Below are 20,968 nucleotides of genomic sequence, written 5' to 3' on the forward strand. Positions count from 1 at the left end.
CATCCTACAATAAACTAAAAAGGGAGCCATAACGATGAAACAACAATGGACAAATGAATTAGCAGTTGCACAGGTTAGAATAGCAAGACCCACAGATCGAATCAAAGAAATCGAACGTTTTTACTGTGAAGGTGTCGGATTAAAGAAAATTGGTTCTTTTACAGGACACAGAGGCTATGAAGGTATAATGATTGGCCTACCAAATGCAAGCTATCATCTAGAATTTACTGAGCATGTGGAGGGAAGTCCGTGCCCAGCACCAAGTAAGGACAATCTTCTAGTGCTTTATATTCCAAACAGCGAAACGATTCGGCACATTTCAGATAGACTAGCACTCATGGGATATCCTGAAGTAGAGCCTGAAAATCCTTATTGGGCAGAGAAAGGGGTAACGATTGAAGACCCTGATGGTTGGCGATTAGTATTAATGAATACTGAAGGAATATAAATAAAAAATAAGAGCAAGAGCTATCTGATATAGTCTCGTGTTTTTTTATGATGTAAAATACCCTAGATAGTATATACGAAAAGCATGGCAAAGGAATTTGGTATCCAACTCACTCCAAGATAAAACGGCCTTTTATATTAGAAGGTATAAAGCGGTATGTAAAATAACATGAAAGATACCCCTGCATGTATTGCGTGGGTATCTTTATTTTGATAGCACCTTAATCCTCTAAAGCTTCATCCTCGTGATAGTGAGTAGCTGCGGATTCAATATCAACCTGTAGATAGTTGGCCCAATCCACTTCGTTAAAATCCTCTTCACTAAAATAAATATTCAAGAGCTCTGTCATCGTTTTGTCCCCGTCAGGCTCAGTAAGAGGAGCAAACCAAGTAATAGCTGGTGTTTTCACGCTTTTTAGTTTGGATAATTCAGCAAAAATCTTAGTGGAATCCTTCAACATCTGACTTTTTGAGCCCTCTGTTACATCTGTATCTTGAATGGAAATCGTCACAACACCTTTGGATTCTTCTACAGAGAACTCATTTTTAACGATTGCACCCACAATATCTTCCACAGTAGTATTTTGATCAACTGCCACTTCCTTTGGTTCTGAACTTTTGCCGCAAGCCGTTACTAATAGTGAAGCAAATACTAGAAGAAAAATTAATTTTTTCAATATCATAACCTCCCTTGTTACTCCATATATGCGCAAAATGAGAGGGAATTATACTTTATTAGAGAATGTTACAAATACTTTTTATTTGTAAAATATAGTTTAGTTTGGGCGAAATCATTTTTGTTCTATTGGGGCCCACAATTACTTTACACATATTGGGTTGATTGTTAATATAATGGCTCAATAATATTGAATGAGTTACTATGCTTGCTGCATCCAAAAAATGTCGATCAATTCGACAAAAGGCGGATTGCACAGGCATACATAAGAATGGTCAAAAGGGGAGTACTAAAAGTAAAAGCTCTTTTAATAAGGGAATGATTTATGCTTTTCTCACCGTTGCTAATGAGATTGTTGCTTTGCCTAATAGTGAAAATGTAAACTTAGGGGTATCAGTGGGAATTATAAGTTACATTAATAAAAAACTCACCCTCCATTGAGAAGGGTGAGTTATTAGAAGCCTTGTGGCTGTAAGATCATATTAAAAAGCCGCGAATGCCGTAGTTATTATAGAAAGTTTTAAACCACCACTCCTCAAAGTGGGTGTTCGCAGAAGCTTTCCTGCTTATCCTCATGCACCGTAGTGTGAGGCCCGTCATTCCAACTCCAATAATAAAACTCCCTTTTACAGCTTAAAGGTTAAAACTTAATATTATACGAACAATGCAGCCTTTATGGATATAATAAAGCATGAGCGACAAACATGCAAGTAAGATGATTACAGCAAATTAGTCAATGGGCAAGCGTTCCAAAAGATGAAATAGGTATCTAAAATGGCTTGCAAATAGGTGCTATTGCTTCATATTTCTTTCACAAATGAGAACGGAAAATGCGAACAACCTTTGCTTATTATGGTTGACTATGTAAAGATAGGAGCATAAAGAGGATTTTCCTAGTTAAAAAAGTAGAAGGGGGAAGCACATTGGCTTATCCAAATTGTCCAAATTGTCATTCTGAATACACATATGAGGATGGAACAAACTTTGTGTGTCCTGAGTGTGCTCATGAGTGGAGCAAGGACACAGCTGAACAGGAATTAGATGCACTGATTGTTAAAGATGCAAATGGTAATTTATTAGCAGATGGCGATTCAGTTACTATTATAAAGGATTTAAAGGTTAAGGGAAGTTCTTCCACTTTAAAAATAGGGACGAAGGTAAAAAGTATTCGTCTTGTAGAAGGCGATCATAATATTGATTGTAAAATCGATGGCTTTGGCGCTATGAAATTGAAGTCAGAATTCGTGAAAAAAGCATAATAAAAATCAAATGCACCTAAACGTGGTAACAAGTTTAAGGTGCATTATTTGTCTACTTATTTGAAAATCCTGCGTAAAAGAATGGCAAAGGCTGCGCCTAATAAGGCAAAAATTGTATGTAAAAGAGCAATGTAGCCTGCTCCAACTATCAATGCTCCTATTTCTGTTAAGGAATAGCTGGTAGTATAGAGCTCATTATTTAAATTGTTAATAATGGCCCAGACAAATACAGGAACGGAGCTAATAATAAAGATAATCCAGATATTTTTATAGAAGAGGTATGAAAGGCAACCAAAAAGTGCATAGGAGATGACAAAACCCTTTTGATTGCCGAGCAATGATGAATTAATAGCAAACATAAAGGATAATACAATAAAGACAATATGAAAAAAAGATAATGTTCTTTTCATAGGTAAATATTCAATTGGGAGTTGCTTTGAACTAGTGAGCTGCTGACATTTTTGACAACTTGCTAAATGCTGTTCTATAAATGCTATAGTCGGTTTCTGGAGTGCTTGTTTCTTATAAAGAGGTATTAAATCTTCTACAATTGAGCATTCTTGTGACAATACTTTCCCTCCAATCAATCTCCCCTCATTATACGACTTTTTTTAGAAAATAAAAAAAGCCTTCCGTGAATTTTTCAATCGGAAAACTTGTACATGCCACTTATTATTTTGCTGTTAAAACTTCATTTGTTAATGCTTGAATATCGATATGTGTTTTTTCCTTTACGGCATCCTTTAAAATTTCTGTGCGGAAATACTGAACGCTTGCTTCAAGTGGAATCGCTAAAAGCTTGGAAAGGGCTGATTGATACATATAGACAAATTCCTTGTCCGTGTTGCCACGCTTTAATTCGGCAAACGCTTCATAAAATTGATCGAGCTTATCCGCGAATTCGAGTAAACGGCCTTCTAAAGTATTGTCCTTACCTTCCTTCATACGTTCAAAGAATATTTCCTGAAACTCCTGTGGAATTTCATTAATAATAAACTTTTCCATCATCTTTTCTTCCACATGTGCTAGCATTTGCTTCAGCTCTGGACTAGCGTGTTTTACTGGTGTTTTAATATCACCAATAAAAACTTCAGCAAAGTCATGGTTGATGGTTTTTTCATATAAAGACTTCCAATTAACTGTAGCACCGTTCATTTCTTCTAACGTTGCAAAAAACATTGCATATTGTGATACTTTCCAAGAATGGGCAGCCACATTGTGCTCCTCGAACTTAAAGCGTCCTGGGCAACGAATAATACGCTCTAAATCATTAAGGCTTGTAAAAAATTGATGAATTCCTATAAAAATCACTCCTTTTTGTTCTATAAGTGCATGTTACTATAAACAATACCCTCTTTGCGTGGATTTCAAACAATTTTACAATGATTCAAGCTGTGTTTACAAAGGATTCACAATTGTCGACCAAGCTGACTTAAGTTGGATGCTATAATGTAGAGGACTGATGAAAAGGGGAGTACCATCATGTTTTCCATTTATACACTTCTTCTTTATATACATATTTTAAGTGCTGTTCTTTCGATTGGGCCTTTGTTTGTTGTACTAACTGTCGTTAAAAAAATGCGAATAGCTTCCAATGATGAAATGCCACCTTATATAGAAGCTTTTAAAGGGGCAATTACTATTGTCAAACATTCAGGACATGTTCTTGTAGTATCAGGTATATTGCTAATGTGGCATGCTGGCTATCATTGGCGTACTTCATGGATTGTATTAACTTTTCTTGTGATGTTTGCCTCGATTGTATTTTTAGCTAGAGCTTTTAAACCTACATTACGAACATATAATACACCTGCTTATAATCAACAACAATTTGTTTCACTTTTACAGCGTAAAACATGGATGTACATTTTACTACTATTAATCATGCTGTGGTTAATGGTAGCTAAGCCAATTCTTTGGTAAGAAGAGGCTGAGAAGAAGCATCTTAGCTAATAAACAACCCGACCTATTTTTTAGAAACGCTCATTTAGTGTTTCATGATATAGGTCGGGTTTTCTGTTTCGATAGTTATGTTTACTCTAAAAATTATTTGGCTTCTAGTTTACTAGGCGTTTAAAATAGCTTTTTCGAATAAAGAAATAACTGATGAGGAACAGCACAAAGAAACAACAAGAGCTGGCAATCGAAACTTGTAAAAAAGCTGTGGAGACCATAGCTCGCATGGCTACTAATGTAGTAAGCAATAGTGTAATGGCTAAGGTGAACGGTACGAAAATAAGAATCGCTAATTCTTTTGCAATAATGGTAGCTAATTCTTTTTTTGAAAGTCCGAGCTTCCGAATGCCTATATATTTATTCTTTTCCTGCATCAATGTTGTTTGTAAATAGAAGTATAAAATACTCATCGCAGCACTTAAGAAAATTAAGCTTAGCATGGAACCAATGAAGAACATCACACTTTTAATAAACATTTCTGTATTATATAAGTCGATTTTCGAAGTAAAGTAACGTTGTTCTGGTAAAGAGGGTATGTCTTCTGTAATTGTATTCGCCAATGCCGTATGCGCTGACCAATTATCTAATTCATAAATATAGGTTTTATAAACAGGATAATCAATGGCTTGGTAAATGTCATCAGGTACAATGAAATAGCTATTCTGAAAACCCGTAGATAACAGGTTTTGCTCATTGATGTTCGCTAATTTGAAAGATTTTATATACTTGTCACTAGCATTTTGGGTGATGGGTAATACACCTCGGCTTCCTGCAACAGCAATAAATTCATCTTTACGTAGGTCATTGTCCTGTTGCAGTAACAAGTTATAATCAGATAATGCCATATAGCCAAGGCGTTGATCCTCATTTGATTTAAATTCAATAAAATATTTGTTTGCTTCCACTGTTGCAAGCTTTGTTTCAAGATAATCAAGATCTTTCTTGACCATATCAGCATTTACTTTTGGATCAGCGATGTATTGGAAGCTGTACGGGTAATTTTCTTCACTATCCTTTTTTACATTGTAATAAGAGCTAAATAAAATACTCGTACATAGAAAGACACCGCTTAATAGAATTGTGATTAGAAATAGCATATTTGCATGGGATTTCATTTTTGCATTTAAATTAGACGCCAACAGCATATTTGTTTTACGTAAATATGCTGGTGACTTTTCAAACATTATTAAAAACAGTCGGAATCCTTGAGTAATGACGAAGTAAATCGTACAAAGAATGCTAGCAAAAAATAAAAAATAATAGATAACACCTAGAGACTCTACAACGGCGTGCTCGATTTTTAGTATATAAGCTAACATGACCGTCATCACACTACTCACTGCTAATAAAATATAGTGTGGTTGAATCGATTTTTCGATAACCGTATCACTTTTTAAGAGCTGAATGGAGGCTTCTTTATTAATAAATTTAGTGACGACTTTAGAAATCACAATAAATAAGATCAAAAACAAACCAATAGTTAAGCCGATCGCTTGTAGAGGTAAATACATACCGAACGTTTCTGCCTTTAAAACAACTTTTGCTCCCATTAAAAAAAGGGGAGTAATGACTAGTCCGAGAACGATTGCTGCCATAATGGCCAAAATGCCAATGAACAGATTTTCTCGGAATATAAGTTTCCGAATTTGCTTCATGGAAGCCCCTGTAATCATAAAGATTCCGAGCGTTTTTGTCTTTTTCCGTAAAAATGCCATAATCGAGTAGGTAATGTAAATAAATGAAAATAAATAAACGAGCATACTAGCTAACATCAATGTAATGCCAAGTGTCGAATCTGGATCTAAACTTTTCAGACTAGGATGAAAGACGATAACTGAAAAAAGAAAGAAGATAATAATGGAAAACATACTACTCAAGAAATAAGAAACATACGTCCATTTATCTCGTAATATATTCTGGAGGACAATATGATTAAAGCTCATGATGCCCACCACCTAAAAAAGCAAGCGTGTCCATAATTTCTTGGTAAAATTGCTTACGATTGTTGCCACGATGTATTTCGTTATATAATTTGCCATCTTTTATAAAAATAATACGATTAGCAAAGCTTGCTACATAAGGGTCATGAGTCACCATAAGAATAGCTGTTTTTAGCTCTTTATTAATAGAGGTAAATAAGCTCATCACATCATTAACAGCCTTGGAATCTAAATTCCCTGTAGGTTCGTCTGCCAATAATAAATTAGGCTCATGGATAACAGCACGAGCTATTGCTACTCGCTGTTTTTGCCCGCCTGAAATTTCATAAATTCGCTTGGGTAACAGTTCCTCAATACCAAGAAATTGAGCTACATGCTTTAAACGTTGAGACATTTTTGAAGCAGGTAAGCTATCGAGAGTTAATGGCAATAAAATATTTTCTTTCACTGTTAATGTATGCACAAGATTAAAGTCTTGAAAAACGAATCCTAATTCAGAGCGTCTAAATTTGGCGAGCTCCTCATCATTTAATACATACGGATTTTTATTATTTATGACGATATCACCAGCAGTAGGACGATCAATAGTAGATACACTATTTAAAAATGTTGTTTTTCCACTACCTGAAGGTCCCATGACGGCAACAAATTCCTGTTGTTGTAACTGAAAATCGATGCCGTTTAATGCTTTATATGTGATTTCTCCACTATATTCTTTTTGTAAATTGGTCACGTGAAGTATTGTGTTTTCCAAACTGAAACAACTCCTTAATGTTGATTAGATAACTTAAGTATAAAAAAGGAGCGGTGCTTAACCTATTTCACTTGATGACATGAAGATGACAAAGTTGTCATCTTTTTAGACTGTTAGAAAAATTGATGGAAAAAGTAGTGACTCGGTCAATGGATTGTATGGAGAAAGGGTGTTCTAGCGCTGTTAAAACCTTTTTCACTAAATAGAGTCCTATGCCGGTTGCTTCTCCACCGATTCTTCCCTTACTTCCCGTAAAAAATAAATCAAAGACTCGTGCTAATTCGCTAGTAGGAATAGTTTCTCCTCCATTTTTTATGTGTAGAGTTACCTTGTCGTAATCGATTTGAATAGTACTTGCTATCTCACTATATTTAATAGCGTTATTTAACACTTGGTAAAGTACAATTTTTAACCACTTTCGATCTGAATAAATAATTTGGTCGTCGGCAACTGTCATTTTAGGGAAAACTTCCTTCGTGATAAAGTAATCCTTCAAATCATTGACAACTTCTTGGACAAGTCCTTTTAAATTAATGGATTCGATTTTTAAATCAGCCACTAAATTAGACGTACGCTCATACGTTAATAGCTGATTGAATGTAAACGTGAGTTTATCGCATTCTTTACTAATTGTTTGCCATTGTATTAATTCGTCTGAAGACTTGTTAGAGGATGATTGTACGATTAACTGAATGACAGATAGCGGTGTCTTCATTTGATGTGCAAAATGTGAAAGAACAAGATGTTTTTCTTGTGCTTGCTCCTCTAAGCTGTGTTGTTGAGTTAAAAATAAATACTGCATTTGTCTCAATTTTTCGCTGTAGGCTTGCTCAATTGGTGCAAGAGGTTCAAATAAATTCAGGCCTTCATAGGCTTGCACATTTTTTTGTAAATGAGTATATAACTTTCTTCTACGATAATAACGACCTAGTAGCCAACTACTAAACAGAAAGCTGACAAGAAAGATAAAATAGACATAGTGTGAGGTGAAATCATCCAGTTTATGAATAATCCAAGGCAATAGTAAAAAACTTAAGCAATAGAGCATAATAATACTTATATGATCACGAAAGAATAACTTCATCGACCTGCCTCCACTAATTGATAACCAAGTCCACGAATGGTTTTAATCTCAAGCTTTGAGTGAATGGCCTCCATTTTTCTACGGAGTCGACCAATATTCACTGACAATGTATTTTCCTCCACGAAGGTTTCATCATCCCAAATGGCGCTTAATAATTTTTGACGTGGTACAACGTTAGGAAAAGCTTCGAATAATAACTTGCTAAGCTGCATTTCTTTTAATGTTAACAAGCTCTCATTGCCTTCAGCTTGAAGACGAACTGTATCTGGATTTAATGTAGTATTGGCTATTGTGATGGAAGAGGATTCTGTTAAAGCATACTCACCATATGTACGTCGAAGTAGACCATTAATCTTAGCGATAAAAACGTCTAATGAAAAAGGCTTTGTGATAAAATCATCTGCACCATTTTCTATTCCATATACTTGATCAATATCATTAACTCTGGCTGAGACAATGATGATAGGACAAGTTGAGAGCTGCCGGATTTTCCTTGACCAAAAATATCCATCGTAAGTAGGAAGATTAATATCCATAATGACTAAATGTGGCTGAATGGTATTAAATTCTTCTATGATGTGTGTAAATTGCTGGACAGTATGACATTCATACTGATATTTCGTTAAATGCTCAACAATCAGTGAAGCTATATTGGCATCGTCCTCTATTATGTAGATTTTGTACATATTGATCGACCTTTCCTTAGTTCTGTATTTAAAGTGTACCCTTATTTCCATTAATTTTTAAAATGGTAACTCAGTGAAAAAAGAGCTAGCGCAAACTGCATAAAAAGATAGTAGGTTAGAAATAGGTTTCTTTCAACCTAGTCAATATATAAATTTGAAATTTTTTACATAAATGATTACTTTACGCATAAATTAAACGGCGCTTTATAGTGATTATAGTTCTATTTACTTTCCTTTTTATATTTTAAAAGAGTAAAACTGGATTAGTTTTTAAGTTTTCTTTAAGAAGTATGGCGTATGATAAATATATGAAATCTTATAGTTGAAGTCGGAACATAGATAAAATTTAACGAAAAAATCACCTCAATGGGAGAAATGGTCTATTGTGAGTAAATTCAAGTTAAAGTTATCATTTCTTATTGTTAGTATAACGATAATCGTTGTACTTGTTACGTCTAGTGTTAGTATCTGGAGTAGCTATCGAAATTTCAATGAAATTTTGAAGGTAAATAAAACAGACATGCAAGAAACATATGTAATGGAAGTATTGTCCATTACTCAAGACTATTTACAGAGGTCTGAGAAAGATGAAATCGAGCTGTATATGGAGCAAATAGTCGATACTTTACTTGAGGAAAAAGAAGTTTCTTTTAGCTTGTTTTTTAAGAAAACCATTGTCCCTATAATATTAGTAATAGCTATTATGCTTGGGCTAGTTATATGGTTAACGATAAAAATTACGCAGCCTCTGAAAAATCTTACGAAAAAAATGGAACTAGGGGAAGAGATAAACGAGAACAATGACATTACTGCATGGTATTATGAAGCGAAGATGTTGAAAAATTATGTACAAAATATGATGATTTGCTCACAAAGTAAAATTGCTGATCTAACGGAGCAATTGAACTTAGACTCATTAACAGGCATTCCCAATCGTAGAAGAATGGATCAAACTTTACATGAATTAATTGTTAATAAAGTCCCGCATGCCATCATCTTAATAGATTTAGATGATTTTAAAAGTATTAACGATACATATGGTCATACAGTAGGAGATGAAGTGCTAAAAGCATTTGCTAATAATATGCAAAACATTGTGGATGAACAAGGTTTGTGCTTTAGATATGGTGGAGAAGAGTTTATGGTCATCTTGCCTTCGAGGAACATAGACGCTGCTATACAATTAGCTGAAAGACTCCGAATTAAACAGGCTATACAAGAAACAGCATGTGGTAGACCTGTAACCATGTCTGCTGGTATTACTGCTTTTACACTGAATATCCAAAGTCCTAATCAATTGATAGAAATAGCAGATCATGCTTTGTATAAGGCCAAACAATCAGGAAGAAACTGTTTATGTGTAGTAAGGAATATGAGACAAATGATTATTAAATAAAATGTGTAAAAGCATGCTAGTGTTCAGTACTAGTATGCTTTTTAGTATTTTATTATCCAAAAATTAAATCGAAACGTCTATTATTGACCCTTTATATGGATGTGTAGGGACTTGCTGCTGAGGTATATCTTGCAGTAATTCAATTGCTGCAGATGTATTTAAATTAAGTGCACTCTGCATGACACTCGACTGGACGGTTTGTTGCAGCTCCATTAGCTGGGATGACATAAGTGAATTAATTTCCATTTCTACCTTCCCTCCTTTTCTTTTTTTATCGGCTTAAAATAGCAAGTATCTAATATGAAAACAGATAAACTGAGCAACTAAATTATAGATTCTCCCCGCTTAAATTATTGAAATTTCCAAAAAAATCATCAAAATTGTATATTTTTCCGTTTTTATAGTAATAATTCCTAATATCAGGCAGACAGTCCTGAGTTATTAAATTGCAAAGTTATGGTTGCTTTCATCAATAGAGTATTTAACTCTAGTGTGCTAGCAGCAGATTTGCAACAAATAATAAAATAATGGAGGTATTACTAAACATGAAGAAAAAAGCATTAGCTTTAGCAGTAGCAATGACCTTTGGTTTGAGTTTGTATGCTAGTCCTTCTTCTGCTGAGGACAAATCGCCAGGCAGTATATTATGGGCACTCCCTCAAATTTATAATTTAACAGTTGGAGAGTTCCAACAACTAAATGAGATGGAATCGTTCTTGTTTTATCCAGAACAAGATCTAGTGAAGGATACGACAAAAGTGGAAAAAACGTCAGAAGATGAATATATCATTAGAGGCGGTGACACATTATTTTCGATAGCCCGTACAAATGATGTAACTGTAGATGAACTAAAAGCGTGGAATAACCTTGCTTCAGACTTAATTTTAGCGGGTGAATCATTGGCAATTAAGGCTTCGGCAGCAAAGCCAAAGCCAAAGACTTCCGAGGGAACTGCACCTACTAAAACAGTTGCAACAACAAAAACGAAAGCAGTAAGTGCTCCGTCAAATAGTTCAGGTAAAACATTAACAATGCGAGCGACTGCTTATACAGCATATTGTGAAGGTTGTTCGGGAATTACAGCCAATGGAACAGATATTAGATCGAATCCGAATTTAAAAGTAATAGCTGTGGATCCGCGGGTTATTCCTCTAGGTACAAGAGTTTGGGTGGAAGGCTATGGGGAAGCAATAGCGGCTGATACAGGGGGAGCTATTAAGGGCAATAAAATTGATGTCTTTATTCCTACTGAGGGACAAGCACTTCAATGGGGCGTTAAAACAGTAACAGTTAAAATTTTAGATTAAGTGTAGAAGGGATTTCTCAAGTCTTGGGAAATCCTTTTTTATATGAGTGTATCAAATATTTTTGTATGGAAAGCAAGCGTCAGGTAAACGATTATGTAAAGACGAAATATAATAATTTGTGCATAAGAAATGGATAAGTTGGAAACCATCAAAAATAGAGGAGGTATTTTTATGAAAAAAATAAGCTTGATTGGCCTTTCTTTATTAGTTTTCGTTGGTGGTTGTAGTTTTTTTGATAAGAAAGAAGAGAAGGTACCAGTAAATGCAGAGTCGTCTCCATTAACAGCGACTGCAAAGGTAATAGGGGCAAATAACGAAAGTTATGGTAATGCCTATTTTCAGGAAGAGGATAATGGAGTAAGGATGACGTTGGCATTAACGGGCTTACCGCCAGGCACGCATGGCATTCATATTCATGAAGTTGGAAAGTGTGAGCCACCAAAATTTGAATCGGCTGGTGGACATTTTAATCCCACAAATAAGGAGCATGGCAAGCTAAACCCTAAAGGCTATCATTTAGGTGACTTACCAAACTTAGAGGTTGGTGAGGATGGGAATGTTGATTTAGATTTCCTGGCAGAAGGCTTGACCTTACAAAAAGATCAACCTAATTCGTTACTTGATAGTGATGGAAGCGCAATTGTCATCCACGAATCAGAGGACGATTATAAAACAGATCCTGCAGGTAACTCAGGTGCAAGAATTGCTTGTGGGGCCATTCAATAAAATACTGTATTCAACTGCATCTAAGCTTAGATGCAGTTTTTTTGAACTGTTTATAGATATTCATTATTTATACATATGGCATCTGTATTTATTTTATTAGAAAAGAAATTTTACGTTTAGGATAGAGAAAAAAGCATTAAATAATAGACTATTTACATTGTAAATTAGTGGATAATAAGTGGTATTTCATAATTATAAAATTCTGAATTTACTATAAATATATTGACATTATTATACAAGGTTTGATAATTTTAAATAGATTCTTAATTATAACCAGAGGGGGAAGGTTACTATGAAGAAAAGGCAATTTAAATTATTAATGCTATTGAGTATCTTCGCGCTATTAATTTTAGCTGCATGTGGATCAGATAGCGGCAGTGGTTCAAAGGACACGAGTGGAGATGACTCTGCATCATCCGATAAGCCAGCTTCGGATATTAAGTTTTTAAGCTTACTAACAGGTGGTACGCAAGGTACTTACTATGCACTTGGCGGAACTTTTGCCGATTTAATTTCGACAGATACAGGTATTAAAACAACTGCAGAAGTATCTCAAGCTTCGGCTGCCAACATGACAGCCTTACAAGAAGGAAAAGGTGAAATTGCATTTGTTCAAACAGATATTGCTTATTATGCTACTGAAGGGAAGCTCATGTTTGAGGGGAATAAAATTGATACCATTTCAGCTTTAGGTGCACTTTATCCTGAAACAGTGCAACTCGTAACAACTGAAGCTTCAGGTATTAAATCATATGCGGATTTAAAAGGGAAAAAGGTGTCTGTAGGTGCTCCAGGCTCAGGTACATATGCAAACGCTGAGCAGTTACTTGAAATTCACGGCTTAACAATGGATGATATCAAGGCTCAAAATCTTGATTTTGGTGAGTCAACAGATGGTCTTCAATCTGGCCAAATCGATGCAGCATTTATTACAGCAGGTACACCAACGAGTGCTGTAGAAGCATTAAATGCTACAACGAAAGTGAATATTATCGGAGTAGATCCAGGTAAAGCCGATGAAATTATTGAGAAGTACCCTTACTATGCAAAAGATACAGTAAAAGCTGGAACATATGGAATTGCAAACGATGTGGAGACTGTTTCAGTCCTTGCAATGCTAGCGGTGAAAAAGGATCTTCCAGAGGATGTTGTCTACTCAATGACAAAAGCTATTTATGATAATACAAATAAAATTTCTCACGATAAAGGGAAATTTATTAAAGCTGAAACAGGATTAGATGGCATTAGTATTGACATTCATCCAGGTGCTCAAAAATACTTTGATGAAAAGAAATAGTGTGAATTGTTGTTGAAACTAGCTTTTTAAAAGAAACGAAGAGGCTCGATTGCATAAAGCTTCGAGCCTCTTTCTTAAGTTGTAGATATAGGCGAGTAGCTTTTAAAGTGGGTGAATAGAAAAATATGCGTTGTAGGAAATTAATTATAGTATTAGCTTTATTAAGCATTTGCCTATGCATTTTTGTATTTCTTCCTCTTCAAAAAGTGTTCACCTTTACAGAAACACGTGCGGAACATCCGAACGTTCACTACATACCCATTTCAGCTGAGCAGAAATTTCAAATAAAATATACCCACTCCATACATAAATCAGATGTATGGGAATCCTATCAAACTGTTCAGGGAAATCGTATTCAAATGCTAGAGATGGAATATGAAGATTTGGCGATTGGTATGCCTGGCTATGCGGAGGAAAACCAAACTTTAATTCAAAGAGATGGTAAATATGTACTTCAGTTTGATAAGAACAAGATAATTGATGATTTTACAATTTATATTGGTGATTTAGATTTAGATCTTGTATTGATTTACGAAGATGTGGAATATGATTTAAAAAAAGATTTGGGTAGGGGAAAGTCCTATTTATTTAAAATTAGGCGACTATCGCTTTATGAACAGTGGAAAGGAGTAAGGATGAAATGACAACACAGGAAAAATCGCGAAAAGAAGAGCGAGTAGACGAATTTGAGCAAATTTCTGCTGAAGAGCAACAAGCCATACTTGAGAAGTATGATATTGAATCAAATGTAAGAACAGTTACGGGTGTCATGAAGCATATTATTTTCTTTGGTCTTCTAGCATTTTCATTGTTCCAACTATATACTGCAATATTTGGGCAATTTCCTGCACAAATTCAACGTACGATTCATTTAGGCTTTGGTTTGACACTTATTTTTCTATTATTTCCAGCTCGAAAAAAAGCGCCAAAGCACAAAGTTGCATGGTTTGATTATCTATTAGCTCTATTATCTATTGCAGTAGGTTCTTATTGGTCTATGAACTATACGGAGCTTGTGAATCGTAATGGCTCTATTACACAGATAGATTTTATTGTTGGTCTGATCGCTGTTGTTTTAGTGCTTGAGGCTGCTCGACGTGCTGTAGGACTACCGATAACGATTATTGCAATTGCATTCTTAATTTATGCATACTATGGTCCATATTTCCCGGCATTTATGGCACATAGAGGTCAGGATTTAGAGAGCATTGTGAACCTCATGTACTTTACAACAGATGGAATATTTGGTACGCCAATTAGTGTATCAGCAACGTTTATTTTTGTCTTTTTACTCTTTGGAGCATTTCTTGTCAAAACAGGGGTCGGTCAATATTTTAATGACTTAGCAGTTGCGTTAGCAGGTAAATTAATTGGTGGTCCTGCAAAGGTAGCTGTATTTTCAAGTGCTCTACAAGGTACCATTTCTGGTAGCTCTGTTGCTAATGTAGTAACATCAGGCTCCTACACGATTCCTATGATGAAAAAATTAGGATATCGTAAGGAATTTGCTGGTGCAGTGGAAGCGGCAGCATCCACTGGTGGTCAGCTCATGCCTCCAATCATGGGTGCAGCAGCATTCCTAATGGTGGAGTTTATTGGGCGTGGCATTACCTATTGGGATATTGCCAAGGCTGCAGCAATTCCAGCTCTTTTATATTTTACGGGTATATGGATTATGACGCATTTTGAAGCGAAAAGAGTTGGCTTAAGAGGTCTACGAGACGATCAAATGCCTAATCGACAAGAGGTATTTAAGAAAATATATCTTCTATTACCAATTGTAGCTATTGTTGTCTTGATGTTAACGGGAACACCAGTTATGCATGCAGCTTTGTATGGGATTATTATTTCAATTGGTGTTGCTATGTTTAATAAGGAAACACGTCTCAAACCAAAAGATGTAATTGAAGCATTGGTTGAAGGTGCTCGAACTGCCTTAGGTGTGGTAGCAGCAACAGCTTGTGCGGGGATTATTGTCGGAGTTGTCGTAAAAACAGGATTAGGTTTAAGTCTAGCAAATAGTTTAGTAGCATTAGCTGGTGGTAGTATTATTTTGACATTAATTTTCGTAATGATCGCTTCCCTTATTCTTGGTATGGGTGCACCTACTACAGCAAACTATGTTATTACATCGACAATTGCCGCACCAGCTATTGTGGCATTATTATCGCCAAATACACCACAGGAATTAGTACCGATAGTGGTTTTACTATCAGCTCATTTCTTCGTGTTCTATTTTGGTATTATTGCTGATATTACACCACCAGTAGCTCTAGCGGCTTTCGCGGCATCAGGTATTTCTGGTGGCGATCCAATCAAGACAGGGGTTAACTCAGCGAAGCTCGCAATTGCAGCATTTATTATTCCATATATGATTGTCTTTTCTCCAGCTTTATTAATGATTGATACGACAATTCCGCAGATTTTATGGGTAGTATTTACTGCCATCACCGGAATGGTGGCGATCGGTGCGGGAGTTATTGGTTACTGGTATCGCAAGCTATATTGGTTTGAAAGAATTATTGTTATTGCTGCAGGGCTATTACTTATTTATCCAGAGAAATTTTCGGATTGGGCTGGTTTAGCAATCTTTATTGTGATGTTTGTCATTCAATTTTTATCACATAAAAAAGGGAATCAGAATGATAACACTGGCCTAACAGTTTAATAAATTTTTGCCTTAAGATTTTAAATCTGCTCAATCAATAGCTGGCTACTAATAGCCAGGTGTTGGTGGGCAGATTTTCTTATGTTTTTAATCTAATATTGAGATTGGTTTTATATTTATAATGCATAATGTGTATTATTTATTGCTTTTTGCTAAAATCCTATTGTATAATTCTTTTATCAGAAAATTCAATTAAATAAGGAGTGATACAATGGGTAAACTATTAAATTCTAAATTTGAGACCTATTTAATGGATCAAGAGTTTGAGTCACATCAAGAGGAAGAGAACAATGAGGAGCAAATGGCGAACATTCAGTATGAAGAATATCCCGAAGGATTTTTTACAAGTTTATAATGTTTTTTTGATGGGCTATGTTGAAAGTGATATTAACTTTTAACATAGCCTATTGCATTGTAAGCCTCGATTTTTATCTTAATTGCTCTGCTAAATGTTCAAAAAAACTCGACGCATTTACGTAAAGGCTTAAACACCTTTCTCTAAGCATATTATAGATAAGATCATTATTATATTTTGTTTAGGTCCAAAGACATATGTACTTTTCTGAAATAGATTCATGTATAATGGGAAACAAAAATGCGTATAGAGGTGTAGTTATGTCAAAAGCTATAACAGTAGAAGAAACGATTTATCAATGGTTTGATCATTTTCATAAATATCCAGAAGTAAGCTGGAAAGAGTTCGAGACAACTAAAAAAATTGCTTCGATACTAGATGAGTTACAGGTTACTTACCGTTTATTAGGAGATGTCCCTGGTTTAATAGCTGAGATTGGGACAGGTGATGAAATCGTTGCTGTACGTGCTGATATCGATGCTTTATGGCAAGAAGTTGATGGGAAATGGCAGGCCAATCACTCTTGTGGCCATGATGCTAATATGACAATGGTTCTTGGTTCCTTATTACTACTGAAAGATCGTCCGTTAAAGCATCGTGTTCGTTTCATTTTCCAGCCTGCTGAGGAATTAGGAAATGGTGCTTGTGCAGCCTTTGATCGAGGAGCAGTTGATGGGGTAACACATTTATTTGGTGTGCACTTAAGACCAATTGAAGAATTGCCGCTTGGAAAAATTTCGCCAGCTATCCATCACGGTGCTGCTTATTTTTTAGAGGGTACTATTCAAGGGATTGATGCGCATGGTGCAAGACCACATCAAGGTAAAAATGCCATTGACGTCATTATGGCTGTACAACAAATGCTACACAGTATTCATTTATCACCATTTGAACCGCACTCCGCCAAACTAACAAAAATTATTGCTGATGGTGGTAGTACAAATATTATTCCCGGTAATGCAAGCTTTTCCATGGATATTCGCGCACAGCATAATCAACAGCTCGAATTGCTCCGTAGTAAAATTGAAACTGGTTTAAAATCAATACAGCAACAATTTGATATTGATATGGGGTGGAATTGGTTAGATTTCACACCAGGTGCTGAAGTTTCACCAATTGCTGCAAAAATGGCAAAGGATGCGATAATTGAGACATTAGGTGAGGAACATTTAGCGGATGAAATAACTACACCGGGAAGTGATGATTTCCATTTTTATACTGTGAAAAAACCAGAACTAAAAGCGGCGATGATTGGAATTGGGGCAAACTTAACGCCAGGTTTACATCATCCTAAGATGACATTTGATCGAAGTGCTTTGATAGATGCTGCAAAAGTACTTGCGTGTGTATTAGAGAAAAAACCTGAATAAAAAAATTTAAGCTATATGAAAAAATGTAATTATTTTTTCATATAGCTTTTTTTGCATGAACATTTTTTGAAATGCATGGATATTCAAGGGTTTGCATGGTTTTTTAATGCTACTTGAAAGCGTTTTATTACGCTTAAATAAAGGGATTTGCTTGAGAAGCATAATTTTTTTGCGTTGACTTTTAATTTTTTGAATATTAAGCTAAAAAACGTAAAAAATTATTTGCGTCTTTATAAAACCTAAAAGGGATTTGGTGCAAAAAAAGGGGATGGGACGATGAAAAAAGAAATTAGTGCATTTTGGGCACTTCTCACATTTGCAATTATGATTATTACAATGTTGATTACAGTAGTTGTATTAGAGCAAAGTCCTCACGTACCATTAATTGTTGGCACAACTGTAGCAGCAATTGTTGCCAAAATACATGGATATAAGTGGTCTGAAATTGAAGAAATGATGTATAAGGGTATACGTCTTGCATTACCAGCAGTTGTCATTATTATTTTAGTTGGTTTGACAATTGGCGCATGGATTGGCGGAGGAGTCGTAGCAACAATGATTTTCTACGGCTTAAAATTAATTTCTCCAGCTTGGTTCTTAGTGACAATCATGCTATTATGTTCAATCGTGTCATTAGCTATTGGTAGTTCATGGTCGACGATGGCTACAATTGGTGTCGCAGGTATGGGTATTGGTTTAAGTATGGGTATCCCAGCTGCCATGATTGCTGGTGCAGTTATTTCAGGATCATACTTCGGTGATAAAATGTCACCGCTATCAGATACAACGAATCTAGCGGCAGGCTTAACAGGAACTAACTTGTTTGACCACATTAAGCATATGTTATATACGACAATACCTGCATTAGTTATTGCTTTAGTTGCTTTCGGTATTATGGGAAGAAAATTTGCTGATATATCAATGCAATCAGAAGAAATTTTAACAACACTAAAAGTAATGGAAGAAAGCTTTGTCATCTCACCTTGGTTATTACTTGTACCAGTTGGTGTTATTGTATTAGTGGCAAGAAAGGTTCCGGCTATACCAGCTTTAATTATCGGGATTGTTTCAGGTTTCTTGCTACAAATTTTTGTGCAAGGTGGTACTGCAACTAGTGCTGTTCATGCACTTCAAGCAGGATTTGAAATTTCTACAGGCAATCATATGGTTGACGACCTATTTAATCGTGGTGGTTTAGACTCTATGATGAATACGGTTTCAATGACAATTGTAGCGATGACATTTGGTGGAGTGTTAGAATATTCAGGTATGTTAAAGGCTCTCATGAATCTTGTGTTAAAATTCGCTAAATCTACAGGTAGCCTTGTCGCTTCAACGATTGCTGCATGTATTACAACAAATGCAACATGTTCTGAGCAATACATTTCCATTGTTGTTCCTTCACGTATGTTTGCAGGTGTTTATCAACAACGTGGTTTACATTCTAAAAACTTATCCCGTGCATTAGAGGATGGGGGAACATTAACATCTGTATTTTTCCCTTGGAACACATGTGGTGTGTTTATTTTAGGTACTTTAGGTGTAGGAGCTATGGAATATGCACCATATGCTATTATTAATTTTGTTGTACCAATCATTTCAATTATTTATGCATATATTGGCTTTGCGATTGTTAAGCTGACTCCAGAGGAAATAGAAGCTGCGGAGCAACGTAAAAAAGAACAAGAATTTAATGATGCTGATAACATGGTAATGGTAGACTAATTTTTAAAATTATCTTTATCTTACAAGTTCAAAGAAAATTCTCGCAGATTATGAGGTCTGCGAGAATTCTATTTAATAGGTTGCAAAATTCAATTCATAAATAGTGCGGGGGCGACCTTGTTGATGAGTCATCTCTTCACCTACAACTTTTGCATAGCCATTATCAACTAATTTTTTGATAATACGTTCTGTTGTACGTCGAGTTACCTGCAAATATTCAGCAAGATTTTGTGAAGTAAATTGTGCCGATTGACGTTCATGACTAAAATTAATTAGTTTAGAAATATTTAACGGACTAAGGCTGGTAAGCTTTGCCATTTGTAAAACGTAAGGATCATCTGTTTTTAAAGAAACTTTACCTTTAGAATTAGGAAAAGGCCCTAATAGACTTTTATGTTCATCGAGAATATAGATTTCGGAAGGTTTAGCAAATGTTAAAGCATATTGAGCATTTTGTGTGGCTTCCAGAATGGAGTGCCCATAGCCAAATGCTAGTTTAAATGGTTGTTCGATTTGCTGTATGAGCTCTTCCAGGTTTTCCTTTTCTAGAGCATTTTGTAGATGTCCAGCTGTTGTATATAACTCAAAGGTATGCGCGGATATTTGCTTATAAGTTGAAAAGGTTGCCTTTGCAATTTGACTTAAAATAGTTGATTCTATAGATGAATCTTTTGGAATTTCTAATAGACCCACAACAGCCTTAAACGATTCTGATTTTGTTAATAATGATTTAGATTTAGTTTCTTCAAGACATTGGATGATGGAATTTTTTGTATCTAACATGCGCATTGCTGGTATTTGAAGTGCTTGTAATTCATCAAAAACACTATGAATACTTGTGATGACAAAATCAATGCTTTTGGTATTCCATAAGGCCATGTGACGCTGTAAAATATTCTCGGTCGGTTCCGTAATCGATATGTGCTGAACGTGTGGCTTTTCGCCCGTATACTCTATTTCTGCTAAAACATTATCAACAAAGGCTGGATTCATAACATCAATGGAAATTCTGTCGATGGGAACAGTATGTTTAGCTACTAGCGATAAAAAAGTTGTTGAGATGGCTGTTTCATCTTGTTTAATATAATTCCAAGGTATGGGTATTTCTGAAAGTAAAGATTGAGCATGCAAATAGGGTAATGTACCTCCAAATAGCAGTGCATCACATGGTTTAATTTGCTTTACCAAAGTAGGTGCTTCAGATGGATGCCTGTAAAGATAAAATTCTAATTGAATATCGGTTACGTTTTGTGCGATACTAATAATACGCTTCATAAATGCTTTAGAACAAATAATCGCTATTTTGGTAGACATGGGCATCG

Annotated in this window: 21 protein-coding genes and 1 other RNA gene; 12 read left to right on the forward strand and 10 right to left on the reverse strand. The window is 35.4% G+C overall.

The window, feature by feature from the left end:
- Nucleotides 1-34: 34 nt before the first annotated feature.
- Nucleotides 35-448 (forward strand): VOC family protein, encoded by a 414-nt coding sequence (locus OU989_RS01590; RefSeq protein ID WP_274795370.1) that lies wholly within the window; start codon nucleotides 35-37, stop codon nucleotides 446-448.
- A 220-nt stretch (nucleotides 449-668) separates the two neighbouring features.
- Here OU989_RS01590 and OU989_RS01595 read toward each other — a convergent pair whose 3' ends face one another.
- Both OU989_RS01595 and ssrS read right to left on the reverse strand, forming a co-directional pair.
- On the reverse strand, nucleotides 669-1,130 hold the full coding sequence (locus OU989_RS01595) for a hypothetical protein (RefSeq protein ID WP_274795371.1): 462 nt from the start codon (nucleotides 1,128-1,130) through the stop codon (nucleotides 669-671).
- Between the two features lie 476 nt (nucleotides 1,131-1,606).
- Nucleotides 1,607-1,799: non-coding RNA, 6S RNA (gene ssrS / locus OU989_RS01600), on the reverse strand.
- Between the two features lie 247 nt (nucleotides 1,800-2,046).
- On the opposite strand from ssrS, the gene OU989_RS01605 reads away from it, so the two are divergent.
- The gene (locus OU989_RS01605) at nucleotides 2,047-2,382 is read left to right on the forward strand and encodes a zinc ribbon domain-containing protein YjdM (RefSeq protein WP_274795372.1); all 336 of its coding nucleotides are present in this window, start codon (nucleotides 2,047-2,049) and stop codon (nucleotides 2,380-2,382) included.
- Nucleotides 2,383-2,438: 56 nt separating this feature from the next.
- Here OU989_RS01605 and OU989_RS01610 read toward each other — a convergent pair whose 3' ends face one another.
- On the reverse strand, nucleotides 2,439-2,951 hold the full coding sequence (locus OU989_RS01610; RefSeq protein ID WP_274795373.1) for a zf-HC2 domain-containing protein: 513 nt from the start codon (nucleotides 2,949-2,951) through the stop codon (nucleotides 2,439-2,441).
- A gap of 103 nt (nucleotides 2,952-3,054) precedes the next feature.
- Complete coding sequence (locus OU989_RS01615) at nucleotides 3,055-3,693, reverse strand: YfbR-like 5'-deoxynucleotidase (protein WP_274795374.1); 639 nt, start codon at nucleotides 3,691-3,693, stop codon at nucleotides 3,055-3,057.
- Between the two features lie 171 nt (nucleotides 3,694-3,864).
- Here OU989_RS01615 and OU989_RS01620 point away from each other — a divergent pair, with 171 nt between their 5' ends.
- Entirely contained in the window at nucleotides 3,865-4,305 is a 441-nt protein-coding gene (locus OU989_RS01620) for a DUF2269 family protein (protein ID WP_274795375.1), read from the forward strand.
- A 134-nt stretch (nucleotides 4,306-4,439) separates the two neighbouring features.
- Here OU989_RS01620 and OU989_RS01625 read toward each other — a convergent pair whose 3' ends face one another.
- From OU989_RS01625 to OU989_RS01640, 4 genes are all read right to left on the reverse strand, one after another.
- Nucleotides 4,440-6,281: an FtsX-like permease family protein gene (locus tag OU989_RS01625; RefSeq protein WP_274795376.1), complete on the reverse strand. Its 1,842-nt coding sequence runs from the start codon at nucleotides 6,279-6,281 to the stop codon at nucleotides 4,440-4,442.
- The gene (locus OU989_RS01630; protein ID WP_274795377.1) at nucleotides 6,271-7,032 is read right to left on the reverse strand and encodes an ABC transporter ATP-binding protein; all 762 of its coding nucleotides are present in this window, start codon (nucleotides 7,030-7,032) and stop codon (nucleotides 6,271-6,273) included. Before OU989_RS01630 ends, OU989_RS01625 begins: the two co-directional genes overlap by 11 nt.
- A 97-nt stretch (nucleotides 7,033-7,129) precedes the next feature.
- Complete coding sequence (locus OU989_RS01635; protein WP_274795378.1) at nucleotides 7,130-8,116, reverse strand: sensor histidine kinase; 987 nt, start codon at nucleotides 8,114-8,116, stop codon at nucleotides 7,130-7,132.
- Entirely contained in the window at nucleotides 8,113-8,802 is a 690-nt protein-coding gene (locus tag OU989_RS01640) for a response regulator transcription factor (RefSeq protein WP_274795379.1), read from the reverse strand. The genes OU989_RS01635 and OU989_RS01640 overlap by 4 nt, the downstream gene beginning before the upstream one ends.
- A 385-nt stretch (nucleotides 8,803-9,187) precedes the next feature.
- Between OU989_RS01640 and OU989_RS01645 the strand changes: the two genes are divergently transcribed.
- A complete protein-coding gene (locus OU989_RS01645; RefSeq protein WP_274795380.1) occupies nucleotides 9,188-10,198 on the forward strand; it encodes a GGDEF domain-containing protein in 1,011 nt (336 codons plus the stop codon).
- Nucleotides 10,199-10,261: 63 nt separating this feature from the next.
- Here OU989_RS01645 and OU989_RS01650 read toward each other — a convergent pair whose 3' ends face one another.
- A complete protein-coding gene (locus tag OU989_RS01650) occupies nucleotides 10,262-10,444 on the reverse strand; it encodes a putative motility protein (RefSeq protein ID WP_274795381.1) in 183 nt (60 codons plus the stop codon).
- A 299-nt stretch (nucleotides 10,445-10,743) separates the two neighbouring features.
- Here OU989_RS01650 and OU989_RS01655 point away from each other — a divergent pair, with 299 nt between their 5' ends.
- From OU989_RS01655 to nhaC, 8 genes are all read left to right on the forward strand, one after another.
- A complete protein-coding gene (locus tag OU989_RS01655) occupies nucleotides 10,744-11,505 on the forward strand; it encodes a LysM peptidoglycan-binding and 3D domain-containing protein (protein WP_274795382.1) in 762 nt (253 codons plus the stop codon).
- Between the two features lie 171 nt (nucleotides 11,506-11,676).
- Nucleotides 11,677-12,231 carry a superoxide dismutase family protein gene (locus OU989_RS01660; protein ID WP_274795383.1) on the forward strand — a complete coding sequence of 185 codons (555 nt, stop codon included), beginning with the start codon at nucleotides 11,677-11,679 and terminating at the stop codon, nucleotides 12,229-12,231.
- Between the two features lie 292 nt (nucleotides 12,232-12,523).
- Nucleotides 12,524-13,528 carry a TAXI family TRAP transporter solute-binding subunit gene (locus tag OU989_RS01665; RefSeq protein ID WP_274795384.1) on the forward strand — a complete coding sequence of 335 codons (1,005 nt, stop codon included), beginning with the start codon at nucleotides 12,524-12,526 and terminating at the stop codon, nucleotides 13,526-13,528.
- Nucleotides 13,529-13,653: 125 nt separating this feature from the next.
- Nucleotides 13,654-14,172, forward strand: a complete 519-nt coding sequence (locus OU989_RS01670) for a DUF1850 domain-containing protein (RefSeq protein ID WP_274795386.1) — start codon at nucleotides 13,654-13,656, stop codon at nucleotides 14,170-14,172.
- Nucleotides 14,169-16,196, forward strand: coding sequence for a TRAP transporter permease (locus OU989_RS01675; RefSeq protein ID WP_274795387.1), 2,028 nt, complete (start codon nucleotides 14,169-14,171; stop codon nucleotides 16,194-16,196). Before OU989_RS01670 ends, OU989_RS01675 begins: the two co-directional genes overlap by 4 nt.
- 211 nt (nucleotides 16,197-16,407) lie before the next feature.
- Nucleotides 16,408-16,551: a hypothetical protein gene (locus OU989_RS01680; RefSeq protein WP_274795388.1), complete on the forward strand. Its 144-nt coding sequence runs from the start codon at nucleotides 16,408-16,410 to the stop codon at nucleotides 16,549-16,551.
- Between the two features lie 260 nt (nucleotides 16,552-16,811).
- Nucleotides 16,812-17,921 carry an amidohydrolase gene (locus tag OU989_RS01685; protein ID WP_274795390.1) on the forward strand — a complete coding sequence of 370 codons (1,110 nt, stop codon included), beginning with the start codon at nucleotides 16,812-16,814 and terminating at the stop codon, nucleotides 17,919-17,921.
- Between the two features lie 276 nt (nucleotides 17,922-18,197).
- Entirely contained in the window at nucleotides 18,198-19,646 is a 1,449-nt protein-coding gene (gene nhaC / locus OU989_RS01690; RefSeq protein ID WP_274795391.1) for a Na+/H+ antiporter NhaC, read from the forward strand.
- A 72-nt stretch (nucleotides 19,647-19,718) separates the two neighbouring features.
- Here nhaC and OU989_RS01695 read toward each other — a convergent pair whose 3' ends face one another.
- On the reverse strand, nucleotides 19,719-20,960 hold the full coding sequence (locus OU989_RS01695; protein WP_274795392.1) for a helix-turn-helix domain-containing protein: 1,242 nt from the start codon (nucleotides 20,958-20,960) through the stop codon (nucleotides 19,719-19,721).
- Nucleotides 20,961-20,968: the final 8 nt, after the last annotated feature.

The organism is Lysinibacillus irui, from assembly GCF_028877475.1.
Lineage (GTDB): Bacteria > Bacillota > Bacilli > Bacillales_A > Planococcaceae > Lysinibacillus > Lysinibacillus irui.